The sequence below is a fragment of the Sporomusaceae bacterium genome (assembly GCA_031460455.1).
GTDB lineage: Bacteria > Bacillota > Negativicutes > Sporomusales > UBA7701 > Anaeroselena.
Genome location: JAVKTQ010000005.1, coordinates 13,948 through 29,195, shown reverse-complemented (window position 1 = coordinate 29,195; position 15,248 = coordinate 13,948). Strand labels below are relative to the sequence as shown.

The window sequence follows — 15,248 nt, the reverse complement described above, 5'->3', positions numbered from 1 at the left end:
CCGCATGTGCGGGTCAACGGGGGTTACAGTTTATACTCCGGTTCGTAGGCTTTTCTTATGACTGATATCGGGTGCAGTACCTTTGCCCCCGTGCCGTGGGCGATCTGCAGCCGGCACGTCCCGCAGTCGGCGAGGACGGCGTCGGCCGGTTGGGCCTTTATTTTCGCGAACAGTTCCCGGCCGATGGCCATGGAGATGTCGTAGCGGTCGGCTTTGAAGCCGTAGCTGCCGGCGATGCCGCAGCAGCCGGCGTCGAGATCGGCGACGGTCACGCCGGGCAGGGCGGCGAGCAGTTCGAGGGCCGGCCGGCCGATGCCCTGGGCGCGCAGGTGGCAGGAGGCGTGGTAGAGATATTGGCCGCCGACAGGCGTGAAGGCGGTGTTGAGGCGCCCCCGGTCGTGAAGTTCGAGAAGGAATTCCATAGCGTCGTAGGTGCGGGCGGCGACTTCGCTCGCGCCTTCGGCGCCGAGCAGTTCGTCGTACTCCTGCTGGATCATCAGGCCGCAGCTGGTGCAGGCGGTGAGGATGGGGACGCCCTGGCGGGCGTAATCGGCGAGGGCGGCGAGGTTGCGCTTCGCGGCCGCCGCCGCTTCTTCGAGGTAGCCGCCGGTGACGAGCGGCACGCCGCAGCAGGCGAGGCCGGGCGGGACGATGACCTGGTGGCGGTTGGCCTGGAGGACGGCGATGAGGTCGAGCCCAACCTGGGGGTCGTTGTAGTTTATGAAGCAGCCGGGGAAGAAGACGACTTTGTCGGCAAAGGGCTGTTGGCGCAGTTTACCGTACTGCCTGAGGAAGGTGCGGGGGGCGTAGCGGGGCAGCGGCCGGCTGCCGGAGATGCCGATGGCTTTGAGCATCTGGCGGGTGACGGGGTTGGCCATGCCGAGGTTGGTGAGGGGCTGACCGGGCATGGCGAGTTTGGCCATGTGCTCGCCGTGGGCGAGGATCCAGTCGCGCAGGCGGCGGCCGTGCTTTTTGACGTGCTCGGCCCTGGCCCGCATGTTGAGCGCCGCCACCGGCACGCCGGAGGGGCAGGTGATGTCGCAGTTTTTGCAGTTGGTGCAGTAGGCAAGGGCGGCGTCGGTGGGCGCGCCTGCTTTGCGGAAGCGTTCGGCGGCCGGGCCGGCCATTTTGGGGCCGGGGAAATCGCGCACGACGGCGGTGACCGGGCAGAGGGCGGTGCAGGCGGCGCACGTGGTGCAGGCGTCGATGTTATTATTACACGTTTTCACGGCTATTCCTCCCCGCCGCCACGCCGGCTTTGTAACCGCTGACGAGGGCGACGCCGTTGCCGGATTTTTCGTAGCTGTAGTCGCAGCCGGCCAGGATGGCGCCGGCGAAACGGACATTGTCGAGAAGGGGCCGGCCGGTGGCGTCCACGGGCCTGAGCTCGCCGTCGGTCGCGACGCCGAAGGTGGCGAAGGGCTGCGGGCCGGACGCGAGCAGGCGGGGCTGGCTCCAGGCCTGCTGGTCGGCGGGGACGGCCAGGGGCAGTTTGAAGACGCTTTCGCGCGCGGCGCCGGCGAAGCTTTCGAGGCCGCCGCCGAGGAAGCCGCCGGTGGCAAAGACGAAGGAGCGGGCCCGGTAGCTGCGCTCGCGCCCCTGGCGGCCGGTGACGATCGCCTGGCAGCGGTCATCCGCTGCTTCGGCCCGGATGACTGCGGCGTGTTCGAGGATGGCGACGCCCTGTCGCCTGAGGTGGGCGAGCAGCAGCGCGCGCAGGCGGAGGCCGGTGACGGCGGGCGGGGCGCCGGCGATTTCGACGAGCCGGCAGCCGGAGGCGGCCTCCAGGTCTTCCCACGCCGCGCAGCCGGGCTGCGTGCCCAGGACAGGCGGCATGATTACGAACCGACCGGAGGGAAGGCGCTTTTTCAGCTGGGCGGCGCACGCCGCGCGGCCGGCTTCGCTGTCGAGCCAGCGGGCGACGTCGAGGGCGGTGGCGTCGCGGCCGCCGGTGAAGCCGCAGTCGATGGCGACGACACTGTAGTGTTTGTTGTAGCCGGGGCGGCTGGCGAGCCCCTGGGCGATCATTTCCGGCCGGTAGTCTTTGAGGCCGGCGAAGCCGAGGATGACGATGCCGTCGGCGGCCGACACCCCGACGGTGTCCATTGTCCTGGGCACCAGGCAGGCGGGTTTGAGTGTGCCGGCGGCGGTGGGCAGCCAGCGGTTGGCCGCAAGCGAGCCGCAGTACGGGTAGCCGCCCTCCTCGCACAGGGCGAGGAACCAGTCCGCCGCCTCCCGGACGGCCGGCAAGCCGAGTTTGCCGTAGGGGTGGCTTTCCGGCAGGGCGGCGATCGCCGCCGCCAGGTCGGTTACCGGCCGGCCGTCGGGGCCGTAGCCGAGGATGTCGATCGTGCCGCCGCCGATGGTGAGGGCGCCCGCGCCTTTGGCAGCCAGCAGCACCCGCGCGCCTTCGCCGGCGGCCGCGGCCGCGGCGGCGAGGCCGGCCAGGCCGGCGCCGACGACGATTACGTCATATTCCTTCATCGTTCATCGCTCCATCTATATTGAGACTCGCGCCGTATATGCCGCGGAGCAGTTCTTCTTCTCTGAGCTGTTTGCCCCACAGGACGGGCCGGATGCCCGACCAGCGTTCCTCGAGGAAGTCGCGGAGCAGTTCGGCCGCGCCTTTGTCGGTCAGGCCGGCGGCACAGACGGCGCCGACGCTGCGGAAGCCGCAGAACGCCCCCTGGCAGGTGCCCATCCCCAGCCGCGTCCGGCGGCGGATGTCGCTGAGGCCGTGGGTGGTGGCGCGGGCGGCGATTTCTTTGATTTCCCCCAGGGTGACGAGTTCGCATTCGCAGATCAGCGCCCGGTCGGCGATGTCGTCTTCGAGCCTCCGGACGACGGCCCCGAAGGCGTCGCCCAGCCTGGCGGCCGCCAGTTCGGCCCCGCCGGCGGGGAAGTATTTCTGCGCCGCGGCCAGCAGGCCGGGGTCAGGGTCGGCGACGAGCGGCTCGTCGGCGGTGCGGCAGGGTGCGTCGATGCCGAGGCGTTCGCAGGCGAGGTCGGCCGCTTTTTCGGCCATCAGCCGGTAGGTGGTGAGTTTGCCGCCGACGACGGTGATGAGGCCGTCAATGCCTTCGGCGCGGTGGTCGATGACGGCGAAGCTGCGGGAGGCGGCGCGGCCTTCGGCGGCGCTGTAGAGGGGGCGCGTGCCGGCGAAGGCGCGGAGGATGCGGTAGTCGGCCAGGTTTGCGAACAGGTCCTGACCGATGCGCAACAGTTTGAGGACTTCATCGCTGCGGGGGGCGGTGTCGTCGGGCCGGTCGGCGGCGACGGAGGTGGTGCCGAGGATGGTGATCGAGCCGTGGGGCACGAAGATATCGCCGTCCGACGGCGGGCGGAGGCGGTTGATGATGCGGCTGGTGAAGCGGTGGTTGAAGGCGACGAGGGTGCCGCGGTCGGGTTTGACGTGGACCTCGGCGCCGGCGAGGGCGGCGACTTTGCCGACCCACGAGCCGGCGGCGTTGATGACCAGGTCGCACGGTATGATTCGCGTCTCGCCGCTGAGGACGTCGCGGACGGTGACGCCCGTGACCTTGGCTGCGTCGCGCTCGATGCCGACCGCTTCGGTGTAGGTGAGGACTTCGCCGCCGTGGCGGGTGGCGGCGGCGGCGTTCTGCCAGCAGAGCCGGAAGCCGTCGATGGCGGCGTCGGGGACGCGATAGGCGGCGGCGATGCGCGGGGTGAGGTTGGGTTCGAGCCGCACCGCCTCCTCAGGGGCTACAGCCGCGGCCGGCAGGCCGAGCGCGCGGCAGGCGGCGAGCCACTGCTGTTCGAAGGCGGCGTCGTCTTCGGGCAGGCGGACGAAGAAGCCTTCGGTGTCTTCGACGCACTGGTTGGCGATTTTTCGCAGGATCCGGTTTTCGGCGATGCATTCCGCCGCCGATTCCGGGTCTTTGACGACATAGCGGCCGCCGCTGTGGAGCAGGCCGTGAAAGCGCGAACTGGTGCCGTAGGCGAGGTCGCGCTGCTCGATCAGCACGGCTTTGACGCCCCGCATCGCCAGGTCGCGCAGGATGCCTGCGCCGGTTGCTCCGCCGCCGATGATGACGGCCTGCGTTTTGGTCATGTTTCTCCCACTCCCGGTGTCATTAATTATTGAAAAAAAGGTAGAGAAGTCCCTTTGTCCTCGCGGCGCAAAGGGACTTCTCTTATACTCCAGCCCCTGTTTATGCTGTTATTCTTCCCAGTCGAGAGCCCGTGTGACCGCTTTGCGCCAGCCTTTGTAGAGTTTGGCGCTCCGCTCGCCGTCCATCTGGGGCGCGAAGCGGGTGTCGAGCTTCCAGTTGCTGACGAGGCTGTCGCGGCCGTTCCACACGCCGGTGGCGAGACCGGCCAGGTAGGCGGCGCCGAGGGCGGTGGTTTCGGTGACCTGGGGACGGTCGACAGGCACGCCGAGGATGTCGGCCTGGAACTGCATGAGGACGTTGTTGCCGACGGCGCCGCCGTCTACCTTGAGCGCCTGCAGGCTGATGTCGGAGTCGGCCTCCATAGCGCTGAGGACGTCTTTGGTCTGGTAGGCCATGGCGTCGAGGGTGGCGCGGATGACGTGGGCTTTGGTGCTGCCGCGGGTGAGGCCGAGGATGGCGCCGCGGGCCTTCATGTCCCAGTAGGGGGCGCCGAGGCCGACAAAGCCGGGTACGACGTAAACGCCTTCGGCGTCCTTGACTTTTCTGGCGTAGTATTCGGAGTCGGCGGCGGTCTCGATGAGCTTGAGGCTGTCGCGCAGCCACTGGACGGCCGCGCCGGCGATGAAGATGCTGCCTTCGAGGGCGTATTCGACTTTGCCGTCCAGGCCCCAGGCGATGGTGGTCAGCAGGCCGTTCTTGGACTCGATGACCTTCTCGCCGGTGTTCATGAGCATGAAGCAGCCGGTGCCGTAGGTGTTTTTGGCCATGCCGGGCTGGAAGCAGGTCTGGCCGAAGAGGGCGGCCTGCTGGTCGCCGGCGGCGCCGGCGATCGGCACGGCGGCGCCGAAGAAGACGCCGGCGTCGGTGAAGCCGTAGACCTCGCTGGAGGGGCGCACGGCCGGCAGCATGGCGGCCGGGACGGTGAGCTCGGCAAGGATTTCTTCATCCCATTTGAGGTCGCGGATGTTGTACATGAGGGTCCGCGAGGCGTTGGAGTAGTCGGTGACGTGGACGTTGCCGGCGGTCAGTTTCCAGATGAGCCAGGTGTCGATGGTGCCGAAGAGCAGGTCGCCGTTTTCGGCCTTCTCCCTGGCGCCGGGCACGTTGTCGAGGATCCATTTGACCTTGGTGCCGGAGAAGTAGGCGTCGATGACGAGGCCGGTTTTGTGGCGGAAGGTGTCCGCCAGGCCTTTGGCCTTGAGGGCGTCGCAGATTTCCATCGTTTGGCGGGATTGCCACACGATGGCGTTGTAAACGGGCTTGCCGGTCGTTTTGTCCCACACGACCGTCGTTTCCCGCTGGTTGGTTATGCCGATGGCGGCGATGTCGCCGGGGCTGATGCCCGCTTTGGCGACGGCTTCGGCGGCCACGCCGATCTGGGTGCCCCAGATTTCGTCGGCGTCATGCTCGACCCAGCCCGGTTTGGGGAATATCTGGGTGAATTCCTTCTGGGCGACGGCGACGATGTCGGACGCGTCGTCGAAGATGATGGCCCGCGAGCTGGTCGTGCCCTGGTCGAGAGCCAGCACGTATTTTTTACTCATTCTGCTCTACCTCCCATTGTATGCCATTGACAGGCTTCCGGTCAACATTTGGCGATTTTTGTCCGCTAGATCAGGCCGACCGCTTTGCCGATGAAGTAGGCGAGGCCGCCGCCGATGAGCGGGCCGACGACAGGCACCCAGGAGTATTCCCAGTCCGAGCCGCCCTTGCCGGCGATGGGCAGGACGAAGTGGGCAAGACGCGGGCCGAGGTCGCGGGCGGGGTTGATGGCGTAGCCGGTCGGCCCGCCGAGGCTGACGCCGATGCCCCAGACGAGGAAGCCGACCAGGAAGGGGCCGAAGCCGGGGGCGATGCCGCCGACGCCTTTGGAAAAGATGGCGAAGATGGGGATTATGAGGGCCAGTGTGCCGATGATCTCGCACAGCAAGTTGGCTGGATAGTTGCGGATGGCCGGGCCGGTGCAGAAGATGCCCAGCTTGGCGCCTTTGTCGTCGCTGACTTCCCAGTGGGGCAGGAAGGCCAGCCAGACGATGATGCCGCCCACGAAACCGCCGGCGAGTTCGGCGAGCATGGTGACGACGGCGTGGGAGGCGCTGTAGACGCCCAGCATCGTTTTGGCGAGGGTGACGGCCGGGTTGAGGTCGGCCTGGGGGGCGCCGGTGGCGATGGCGGTGAAGACGCCCATGACGACGCCAACGGCCCAGCCGAGGGTTATCGTCAGCCAGCCCGCGCCCTCGGCCTTGGATTTTTTCAGCAGTACGTTGGCGACAACACCGGAACCAAATACAATCAGGACCATGGTGCCGAGGAATTCACCCAACAGGTTTGTCATGCATTTTCTCCTCCTTGTTATTTCTCCGCGGTGTTACTCTTTCCCCTCTCCTCTCCCCTGTCGCCCCCTCCCTCCTTGTCCTTTTGCGGGAAAATTAAAAAGCCCGAATAACCCTGACGTGCAGGGGGTTTTCGGACTCTCTCCATCTCTCGTCCACGCTGTGCGGTTAGTACAACTTATTCGCCCGGCGGCGAATTATGCGCGGACAGGTAAATTATTATTTTCACTTTAACGGGGGAAAGAATGCGTCGCAGAGGGATTTTCCGGCAGGCAGAATGATGGTAGGCGGACTTTCTATGGAGCGAAAGAATGTCTAAATTCGCAAAATAAGTCTTATTGCTCTTTCATAAAAGAAATAGTCCCACGCCCAGTTGATCGTGACGATGAAGCGGTTGCGGAAGCCGACCAGGCGGATGAGGTGGATGGCCAGCCACAGCAGCCAGGCGGTGAAGCCGGCGAAGCGCCAGCGGCCGACGGTGGCCACGGCCGAGCTGCGCCCAATGGTCGCGAGGGTGCCTGGGTCGCGGTAGTCGAGAGCGGCCGGCTGCCTGCCGGCCGCGAGGGCGGCGATGTTGGCGGCGGCGAGGGAGGCCTGCTGGACGGCGACAGGGGCGATCATCGGCAGTGGTTGGCCGTCCTGCTCGCGGCAGGCGGCGTCGCCGGCGACGAAGACCTCGGGGTGGTCGGAAAGCTGGAGGGTTTCGGCGACGATGGCCCGCCCGAGGCGGTCGGTGGGAACGCCGAGGGTGGCTATGAGGGCGGCGGCCTTGACCCCGGCCGCCCAGACGAGGGTGCGGGCGGGGATGGCGGCGCCGTCGGCGAGGGTTATCGTACGGCCGTCGAAGCCGGCCACCCGGGCGTGGAACCGGGTTTCGACCCGCTTTTTCCTGAGTTCGCGGGCGGCGAAGGCCGCCAGGGGCGCAGGCAGGGCGAGCAGCAGGCGGTCGCCGCCTTCGAGGAGGATGAGCGTCACTTCGGCGAAGTCGAGCTCGGGATAGTCTTTGCTGAGGACGAGGTGGACGAGCTCGGCCAGCCCGCCGGCGCTTTCGACGCCTGTGGCCCCGCCGCCGGCGACGACGAAGGTCAGAAGCTCGCGCCTTATGGCGGGGTTTTCTTCCTGGGAGGCGAGCTCGAACATGTGGAGGATGTGGTTGCGGAGGGTGAGGGCGTCGGTGAGGTTTTTGAGGCCGACGGCGTTGGCGGCGACCGAGTCGAGGCCGAAGAAACTGGTCTCGGCGCCGACAGCCAGCAGCAGGTAGTCGTAGCATATCGCGCCGCCGTCGGTGAGGACGCGGCGGCCGGCGAGGTCGACGCCGCAGACGTCGGCCATGCGGAAGACGATGTTGTCGTGGCCGCGGAGGATGGCGCGGAGGGGGTAGCTGATGTCCTCGGGGCCGAGGCCGGCGGTGGCGACCTGGTAGAGGAGAGGCTGGAAGAGGTGGTAGTTGTTGCGGTCGAGGAGGACGACGCTGAGCGGTTTGCCGCTCAGGTCCTTGGCGGCCTGCAGGCCGGCGAAGCCGCCGCCGACGATGAGGACGACGGGGTCGGCGCTATTTGAGGTCATCGAGGTCCTCCGGCTGTTCGCGGTAGAATTTGACCCCGGAGATGATGCCGGAGACTTCGCCGCCCTTCTCCATCCAGTCGGCGCGGGTGGCCATGTAGATGTGGACGATGGCGAACAGGACGATGAACCAGGAGACATAGTGGTGGATAAGATGGACGAAGTATTCGCCGTACAGGAGGTGGTTGAGGGGGCCGAGGATTTTCGCCGCCAGCGAGGCCGGGTTGACCATGACGTAGAGGGCGAAGCCGGTGAGGAGCTGGATGAGCAGCATGACGTAGACGGCGAGGTAGCTGGTGCGGGCCAGCGAGTTGCGCAGGTACGGCCGGTGCTGGGGGCGGAGGAACATGTAGTGGAGGGTGGTGTCGGCAAGCCCTTCCCAGTAGCCCCTGGTCCAAAAGCGCGGCAGCAGGCGGTCGCCTTTGCTGATGAGCCAGCCGTAGACGCGCAGGATGCAGGACGCCAGCAGCAGGTAGCCGGCGACGAAGTGGTAGAGGCGCATCATTTCCATGGAGAAGACCCTCTTGACGGCGGCAGTGGGCTCGATGCCCTGGGCGCCGATGAAGAAGGGGTCGCCGATGTAGAGGCCGGTGAAGAAGAGGACGCCGACGGCAACCACCGTCACCCAGTGGAAGAGGCGGGTGGCGCCGCTGAAGACGTAGTATTCGCGCAGTTTTCCATCGTGCATGGCTTCCGGTCCGCGCCGGTCTCAGGCGTACTGGTCGGTGCGGACTACGGCCACCTCCTCCCCGTCGGCGTTATAGAGATGGGTGGCGCAGGCCAGGCAGGGGTCGAAGGAGTGGATGACTTTGAGTATTTCCAGCGGCTTGTCGGCCACCTTGACCCTGGTGGCGAGCAGGGCGGCTTCGTAGGGGCCGTGCCCGGCGGCGTCGTCGCGCGGGCAGGCGTTCCAGGTGGAGGGGACGACGGCCTGGTAGTTGGCGATGCGGGCGTTTTTGATCGTCACCCAGTGGCCGAGGGCACCCCGCGGCGCTTCGTGGATGCCGACGCCTTGGGCTTCTTTCGGCCAGGCGGCGGGGTCGAATTTGGCGGTGTTGGCGACGGCGGTGTCGCCGTTCCGGATGTTTTTGACGAGCTTGTCCATGAAGTATTTGCCGATATAGGCGCTGACCTGGGCTTCAAGCCCCCGGCAGGCGGTGCGGCCGAGCATGGTGGGCATCCAGACGTGGGGCGGCAGGCCGAGCACGGCGGACACGGCGTCGATCTGGTCGACGATCATCTTTTCCACCCAGGTGGGCTGCAGCAGCCCCTGCTTTACTTTGGTATAGACGATGATGTAGCGGGCCAGGGGGCCGACTTCGGCGAGGCGGCCGCGCCATTTGGGCGTCTTGACCCACGAGTATTTGCCGGTTTCGTCGAGGAATTTCCAGTCGGTCCTCGTTCCTTCCTTGGGCCCGGTGAACTGGGGTTTGGTGACGCCGCTCCAGGGGTGGAGGTCGCCCGGCTGGGGGTAGGAATACCAGGCGTGGGTGACGCCTTCGGCGACAATGGCCGGGTCGGCGAGATCGGCGCCGGCGAGGTCGTGGTATTTGGCCACCGCCACGCCCTGGGCGAAGTTTTCGACGACGCCGTTGGATCTTAAGAGCAGGTTTTTGTAATAGTCGTTGTTGGCGATGCCACCGTAGGTTTCATCGGGGTATTCGCCGCAGCCGAGGACGACCTTGCCGGCGATGCCGCCGCCGTCGGTCATGCCTTTCTGGGCGTAGATGTGGCCGATGGCGAGGAGGTCGGGCAGGTAGTAGTAGTTGACGGCCTCGATGCCGAAGTTGATGGAGGTGTCGGCGACGGCCAGCCGCTGGCTGTTGACGGGGGCGTTCATGTCGCTCATGGAGATGGCGCAGGGCATGCCGCCGACGAGGTAGTGGGGATGGGGGTTTTTGCCGCCGAAGATGAGGTGGGCGTCGACGAGTTCGCGCTGCCGGTCAAGCATGTTGAGGTAGTGGGAAACAGCGAGGAGGTGGACCTCGGGCGGCAGCAGGGCGTAGTCGGGGTGGTCCCACCAGTGGGCGGCGAACAGGCCGAGCTGGCCGCTTTCGACGATGCGCCGCACCTTGGCCTGGATGTCGCGGAAGTAGGCGACGGTGGCCCGCGGCGGGTTGTGGGGGAAGGCGGCGGTGTCGAGCTCGACGGGGCCGGCAAGCGGCAGGCGGTATTTTTCGAGGATGGCGTTCTGAAGGACGCCGGTGGCCGCGGGGTCGGCCTTGAGGGCTGCCACCGGGCTGACCCAGTCGAGGGCGTGAAGGTGGTAGAAGTGGATGATGTGGTCCTGCACGGTTTGGGTGGCGGCGATGATGTTGCGGATGTAGTTGGCGTTGCGGGGGATGGCGATGCCGAGGGCGTCCTCAACGGCCCGTACTGAGGCGAGGGCGTGGACGGTGGTGCATACGCCGCAGAAGCGCTGGGCGTAGAGCCAGGCGTCGCGGGGGTCGCGGTTTTGGAGGACGAGCTCGAGGCCGCGCCAGGCGGTGCCGCTGGAGAGCGCCTCGGTGACCCGGCCGCCGGCCTCGTCGACGACGGCTTCGATGCGCAGGTGCCCCTCGATACGGTTCATCGGGTCGACGACAATTCGTTTCATTGTTTCCTCCCCTCCTCCCTATTCATCGTCTTTGCCTTCGCGGCGATCCTTTTCCTTATGCCGCCGGTGCTGGGCGACCGACAGCAGGCCGTGGGCGGCGACGCCGGCCAGGGTGGCGCCGGCGGCGACCAGGCCGATGGTGTCGGCGGTGGCGACGGTGTTGGGCAGGTTGATGTTGGGCAGGCGCTGGTAGAAGGGGTCGGTGTCCCAGAAGTTGTCGGCCGCGCAGGCGACACAGGGGGCGCCGGACTGGATGGGGTAGGACAGGCCGTTCCACCACCGCATCGAGCCGCACTGGTTGTAGGCGACCGGCCCGCGGCAGCCGACTTTGTACAGGCACCAGCCGGCCTTGGCGCCTTTGTCGTCGAAGTTCTCGACAAACATGCCGGAGTCGAAGAAGGCCCGGCGGTAACAGGTGTCGTGGATGCGGTTGCCGAAGAACTGCAGCGGCCGCCGTTTGCTGTCGAGAGGCGGGACACCGAACAGCACGTAGTGCATGATGGCGCCGGTGAGCACCTCGGGGATGGGCGGGCAGCCGGGGATGTTGATGAGCGGCGCGCTGCCGATGATTTCGCTGACAGCCACCGAGCCGGTGGGGTTGGGGCGGGCGGCCTGGATGCCGCCCCAGGCGGCGCAGCTGCCGATGGCGACGACGGCGGCGGCGCTCTGGGCGGCGGCCCTGAGTTTGGCGGCAATGGGCTTGCCGCCCACCATGCAGCTGACGCCGCCGTCGGCGACGGGCACGGCGCCTTCGAAGAGCAGCAGGTATTTGCCGGGGTATTGGGCGATTATTTCGTGGTGGTGGCGCTCGAGCGCTTCGCCGGCGGCGGCGCCGAGAACCTCCATGTCTTCGAGGGAGATGAGGTTGAGGACGATGTCGGACGCCAGCGGCTTCTGGGAGCGGATGAAGGCCTCGTCGCAGCCGGTGCATTCGTGGCCGTGCAGCCAGATGACCGGCGGCAGAGGCTTGGTTTCGGCCGCCGCGACGACGGCGGGCAGCGCCGCCGGCGGCAGGCCGAACGCGCCGGTAAGGGCGGCGCAGGTTTTGAGGAAGTCGCGGCGGCTGACGGACCGCCGCTTGAGCAGCGCCCATAGTGTTTCGCCGATGTGCATGATGTGACCGCCTTTCCTGGGATTTTCGCCGCGGTCGCCGCAGCGGCCTGAAGTTGCCGTGCGGGGGCGACCCCCGTGACGATAGTTTTCCCGGCAGGTGTAAATCTACACAGCGTCGAATTAAAACAACAGTTATTGTTTGCCAATTGTAGTATAATTGGTAGTGAAACGTATTTTGTCCGTGGCATTGTCCATAAATAACCACTTACAGGAGGAATTGGCATGATCCCATCTAACGTGGCCGACCAACTCCGGCGCATCGCCGGCAATGAGAACGTCTTCACCGAACCGGAAGACCTCACCTGTTATTCTTACGATTCCACCCACCTTTCGGCGCTGCCCGACGTCGTGGTCGCACCGCTGACGACGGCCGAGATCAGCGAAATCATCAAGCTGGCCAACGCCGAGCGCATCCCGGTCATCCCCCGCGGCGGCGGCACCTGTCTCTCGGGCGGCACCATCCCGGTCGCGGGCGGTATTGTCCTCGCCATGCACCGCATGAACAAGATCCTTGAAATCGACAGCGATAACCTAACGGCGACCGTCCAGCCTGGCGTCATTACCGCCACTTTTCACCAGGCGGTGGAGAAGGAAGGGCTTATGTACCCGCCCGATCCGCAGAGCATGTTCATGTCGACGATGGGCGGCAATGTGGCTGAAAACGCTGGCGGACCGCGCGGTGTGAAATACGGCGTGACCAAGGACTATGTGCTCGGCCTGGAGGTCGTCACCCCGACCGGCGGCATTATGCGGGTCGGCGGCAAGACGATCAAGAATGTGAGCGGTTACGATCTTATGCGCCTGTTCACCGGCTCGGAAGGGACGCTGGGCGTCATAACCGAGATCACGCTGCGGCTGGTGCCGGCGCCTGAGGCGAAACGGACGCTGTTCGCGCTGTTCAATACGCTCGACGACGCCGCCGAGGCGGTTTCGAGCATTATCAAAAACCGTATCATCCCCACTACCCTGGAGCTGATGGATCATAAAATCATGGAGCTGATCGAGTCCTTCAAGCCGGTCGGTTTTCCGATGGATGTCGAAGGCGCCATCCTCATCGAGGTGGACGGCAGCGAACACGATGTCAACACGCAGATCGCCAAGGTGGCCGACATCTGCACCGCGTGCCGCTCGCGCGAGGTGAAGGTGGCGAAGGACGCGGCGGAGGCCGCCCAGCTATGGGCCGGCCGCCGGTCGGCGTTCGGGGCGCTGTGCGCAAACTCGCGCACGGTGTTCGTCGAGGACGCCACGGTGCCGCGCAGCAAGGTGCCCGATATCGTCAAGCGCATCCAGGAGATCGCCAAGAAGTACGACCTGGTCATCCCCATTCTCGGTCATACCGGCGACGGCAACATGCACCCCAACATCCTGACCGACGAGCGCAACGCCGAAGAGATGAAACGGGTCGACGCCGCGATCGACGAGATGTTCGAGGCCGCGCTGGCTTTGGGCGGCACGCTTTCGGGCGAGCACGGCATCGGCCTGATCAAGCAGAAATATATGCCGTGGCAGTTCGGCGAAGAGGGCCTGGCGTTTATGCGCAGCATCAAGAAGGCTGTCGATCCGAACAACATCCTCAACCCGGGCAAGATGGCCCTCCCGGAGAAGGGTGAATGACCATGAAAACGCTGAAAGAGATGCGGGAAGAGTCCGAAAAGTGTCTGCGCTGCGGTCTCTGCCAGGTGGTATGCCCGATTTATAATGTACTGGGAAGCGAGCCGGCCGTGGCCCGCGCCAAGGTTCGCCTAGCCCGCGAGCTGGCGGGCGGCAACCTCAAGGTGACGCCGCGGATGAAAAAGATCATGTCGCTGTGCCTGAACTGCAAGGCGTGCGTGGCCAACTGCCCGTCGCAGGTGCATACCGACAAGCTGGTGCTGGCGGCGCGGGCGCAGATCAAGGACGAGGACGGGCTTCCCTTCCTCCTCGGCGCCGCCCTCAAGCAGTTTCTGCCCAACAATAACCTGCAGGGCGTGGCCGCCAAGGCATCTTACCTGTACCAAAACCTCGGGTTGCAGCAGGCGATGCGCGGCTGCGGCCTGATCAAGGCGGTGTCCGCCGATCTTGCCAATATGGAAGCGGTAATGCCGAAGTTTGCGCCCCGCACCTTCCGGGCCGAGCTTGAAAATATGAAGCTCAAGCGGGGCGGCAAAATCAAGGTGGCTTACTTCCTGAGCTGCATGACCAACATGGTCAACACGGGGCTGGGCAAAGCGGTGGTCGACGTGCTGGAACGCCACGGCTGCGATGTATATATTCCGCCGGAAGTGCAGTGCTGCGGGACGCCGCAGCTGGCGTACGGCGACGTGGAAACCGCTGCCGAGCTGGCGAAGAACAATGCCAGGCTGCTGGCGGCGACGGGCGCGGACTATATCCTGACCGACTGCGGGACGTGCGGCGATATGCTGCGGAATTACGAGGAGCTGGTCCCGGAAGCCGCCGGCTTTACCGCGAAGGTGATGGACATCAGCGAATTCCTCGTCGACAAGCTGGGCGTGAAGCCCGGCGACAAGCCGGTGGAGGCGGTGGTGACTTACCACGATTCCTGCCATCTCAACCGCGGCCAGAAGGTCAACAGCCAACCGCGGGCAATCCTCAAGGCCATTCCGGGGCTGACGCTGAAGGAGATGGCCGAGGCCGACCGCTGCTGCGGCGGCGCCGGCTCGTTCGCGATGACCAACTATGAACTGTCGATGAAGGTCCTCGACCGGAAGATGAACAACATCAAGGCGGTTAACCCCGATATGGTGGCCGCCGGCTGCCCGGCGTGCAAGATGCAGCTGGAGCACGGGCTTGAGCGCCATAATATGAAGGTGCCGGTTGTTCACCCGATAGAGCTGCTGGCAAGAACGTACTGATGACAGAAAGGCCCGCAACCATAATGGTTGCGGGCCTTTTTCCTACTTTAAATCCAGGTACCGTTTCACTTTTGTAAAAACTACATCCGTTATCTCCGCCTCCGATACCGCCACGGCGTCGACGGCGGCGGCGGCGACGGCGATGCCGGGGATGCCGGCCGGAGCGTCGGCGCGGGCGCAGTCGGCGGTGCAGCCGCTGAGGAAGATGAGAAGGTCGGCGTCGCGGCGGTTGTAGCTGATTTCACAGCGTTCGGCGGCCAGCCGGCGGGCGAGTTCGCCGGCCAGGCGGCCGCGGTCGATGCCGGGGTTGCAGCCGCCGCAGAATATGATGCTGACGCGGCGGGCCGGATCAGCCATCCTTGCTCTCCCGCCCTTTGCGGAGGATGGCGAGCGCCTGGCGGATAAGGTCTTCGTCGGCCTGGAAGACGGGGACGATTTCGCGGACTTCGGGCGCGGCCTCCCGGAGGGCGGCGGCGACGACGTCGGTGAGGGTCTGCTGAGCGCCGGGGCAGGTGGCGCAGGCGCCGGTCAGCCTGACCTTGAGGATGCCGTCGGCGGTAAGTTCGACAAGTTCGATGTCGCCGCCGTGGGCGCGGAGCGCCGGGCGAACTTTTGCGGCGATGATTTCGTTGAGTTTATCCATGGGCGCCTCCTCGAT

Annotated in this window: 13 protein-coding genes; 2 read left to right on the top strand and 11 right to left on the bottom strand. The window is 65.9% G+C overall.

Features of this window, described 5'->3' with window-relative positions; translation table 11 throughout:
• Positions 1 to 23: 23 nt before the first annotated feature.
• The 9 genes from RIN56_09365 to RIN56_09325 all read right to left on the bottom strand — a co-directional run bounded on the left by RIN56_09365 (position 24) and on the right by RIN56_09325 (position 11,738).
• Complete coding sequence (locus tag RIN56_09365) at positions 24 to 1,229, bottom strand: anaerobic glycerol-3-phosphate dehydrogenase subunit C (protein ID MDR7867019.1); 1,206 nt, start codon at positions 1,227 to 1,229, stop codon at positions 24 to 26.
• Positions 1,216 to 2,484 carry an anaerobic glycerol-3-phosphate dehydrogenase subunit GlpB gene (gene glpB / locus RIN56_09360; GenBank protein MDR7867018.1) on the bottom strand — a complete coding sequence of 423 codons (1,269 nt, stop codon included), beginning with the start codon at positions 2,482 to 2,484 and terminating at the stop codon, positions 1,216 to 1,218. Before glpB ends, RIN56_09365 begins: the two co-directional genes overlap by 14 nt.
• Positions 2,471 to 4,072 carry an anaerobic glycerol-3-phosphate dehydrogenase subunit GlpA gene (gene glpA / locus RIN56_09355; protein MDR7867017.1) on the bottom strand — a complete coding sequence of 534 codons (1,602 nt, stop codon included), beginning with the start codon at positions 4,070 to 4,072 and terminating at the stop codon, positions 2,471 to 2,473. The genes glpB and glpA overlap by 14 nt, the downstream gene beginning before the upstream one ends.
• Before the next feature lie 108 nt (positions 4,073 to 4,180).
• A complete protein-coding gene (gene glpK, locus RIN56_09350; GenBank protein MDR7867016.1) occupies positions 4,181 to 5,677 on the bottom strand; it encodes a glycerol kinase GlpK in 1,497 nt (498 codons plus the stop codon).
• 65 nt (positions 5,678 to 5,742) lie between these two features.
• Complete coding sequence (locus RIN56_09345; GenBank protein ID MDR7867015.1) at positions 5,743 to 6,468, bottom strand: MIP/aquaporin family protein; 726 nt, start codon at positions 6,466 to 6,468, stop codon at positions 5,743 to 5,745.
• Positions 6,469 to 6,781: 313 nt separating this feature from the next.
• Positions 6,782 to 8,032 (bottom strand): NAD(P)/FAD-dependent oxidoreductase, encoded by a 1,251-nt coding sequence (locus RIN56_09340; protein ID MDR7867014.1) that lies wholly within the window; start codon positions 8,030 to 8,032, stop codon positions 6,782 to 6,784.
• On the bottom strand, positions 8,019 to 8,717 hold the full coding sequence (cybH, locus tag RIN56_09335; protein MDR7867013.1) for a Ni/Fe-hydrogenase, b-type cytochrome subunit: 699 nt from the start codon (positions 8,715 to 8,717) through the stop codon (positions 8,019 to 8,021). The genes RIN56_09340 and cybH overlap by 14 nt, the downstream gene beginning before the upstream one ends.
• Positions 8,718 to 8,738: 21 nt before the next feature.
• Positions 8,739 to 10,625 carry a nickel-dependent hydrogenase large subunit gene (locus RIN56_09330; GenBank protein MDR7867012.1) on the bottom strand — a complete coding sequence of 629 codons (1,887 nt, stop codon included), beginning with the start codon at positions 10,623 to 10,625 and terminating at the stop codon, positions 8,739 to 8,741.
• Between the two features lie 18 nt (positions 10,626 to 10,643).
• Complete coding sequence (locus tag RIN56_09325) at positions 10,644 to 11,738, bottom strand: hydrogenase small subunit (GenBank protein MDR7867011.1); 1,095 nt, start codon at positions 11,736 to 11,738, stop codon at positions 10,644 to 10,646.
• A gap of 222 nt (positions 11,739 to 11,960) precedes the next feature.
• Between RIN56_09325 and RIN56_09320 the strand changes: the two genes are divergently transcribed.
• The gene (locus tag RIN56_09320) at positions 11,961 to 13,352 is read left to right on the top strand and encodes an FAD-linked oxidase C-terminal domain-containing protein (GenBank protein ID MDR7867010.1); all 1,392 of its coding nucleotides are present in this window, start codon (positions 11,961 to 11,963) and stop codon (positions 13,350 to 13,352) included.
• Positions 13,349 to 14,590, top strand: coding sequence for a (Fe-S)-binding protein (locus tag RIN56_09315; protein MDR7867009.1), 1,242 nt, complete (start codon positions 13,349 to 13,351; stop codon positions 14,588 to 14,590). Before RIN56_09320 ends, RIN56_09315 begins: the two co-directional genes overlap by 4 nt.
• A 42-nt stretch (positions 14,591 to 14,632) precedes the next feature.
• On the opposite strand, the gene RIN56_09310 is transcribed toward RIN56_09315, so the two are convergent.
• Both RIN56_09310 and RIN56_09305 read right to left on the bottom strand, forming a co-directional pair.
• On the bottom strand, positions 14,633 to 14,947 hold the full coding sequence (locus RIN56_09310; protein MDR7867008.1) for a hypothetical protein: 315 nt from the start codon (positions 14,945 to 14,947) through the stop codon (positions 14,633 to 14,635).
• Positions 14,940 to 15,233 (bottom strand): NifU family protein, encoded by a 294-nt coding sequence (locus tag RIN56_09305; protein MDR7867007.1) that lies wholly within the window; start codon positions 15,231 to 15,233, stop codon positions 14,940 to 14,942. Before RIN56_09305 ends, RIN56_09310 begins: the two co-directional genes overlap by 8 nt.
• Between the last annotated feature and the right edge of the window lie 15 nt (positions 15,234 to 15,248).

Excerpts from the sequence above, each read along its gene's own strand:
- glpB (MDR7867018.1), bottom strand. The coding sequence starts at position 2,484 with ATGAAGGAATATGACGTAATCGTCGTCGGCGCCGGCCTGGCCGGCCTC.
- glpA (MDR7867017.1), bottom strand. The coding sequence starts at position 4,072 with ATGACCAAAACGCAGGCCGTCATCATCGGCGGCGGAGCAACCGGCGCA.
- glpK (MDR7867016.1), bottom strand. The coding sequence starts at position 5,677 with ATGAGTAAAAAATACGTGCTGGCTCTCGACCAGGGCACGACCAGCTCG.
- RIN56_09345 (MDR7867015.1), bottom strand. The coding sequence starts at position 6,468 with ATGACAAACCTGTTGGGTGAATTCCTCGGCACCATGGTCCTGATTGTA.
- RIN56_09340 (MDR7867014.1), bottom strand. The coding sequence starts at position 8,032 with ATGACCTCAAATAGCGCCGACCCCGTCGTCCTCATCGTCGGCGGCGGC.
- cybH (MDR7867013.1), bottom strand. The coding sequence starts at position 8,717 with ATGCACGATGGAAAACTGCGCGAATACTACGTCTTCAGCGGCGCCACC.
- RIN56_09330 (MDR7867012.1), bottom strand. The coding sequence starts at position 10,625 with ATGAAACGAATTGTCGTCGACCCGATGAACCGTATCGAGGGGCACCTG.
- RIN56_09325 (MDR7867011.1), bottom strand. The coding sequence starts at position 11,738 with ATGCACATCGGCGAAACACTATGGGCGCTGCTCAAGCGGCGGTCCGTC.
- RIN56_09320 (MDR7867010.1), top strand. The coding sequence starts at position 11,961 with ATGATCCCATCTAACGTGGCCGACCAACTCCGGCGCATCGCCGGCAAT.
- RIN56_09315 (MDR7867009.1), top strand. The coding sequence starts at position 13,349 with ATGACCATGAAAACGCTGAAAGAGATGCGGGAAGAGTCCGAAAAGTGT.
- RIN56_09310 (MDR7867008.1), bottom strand. The coding sequence starts at position 14,947 with ATGGCTGATCCGGCCCGCCGCGTCAGCATCATATTCTGCGGCGGCTGC.
- RIN56_09305 (MDR7867007.1), bottom strand. The coding sequence starts at position 15,233 with ATGGATAAACTCAACGAAATCATCGCCGCAAAAGTTCGCCCGGCGCTC.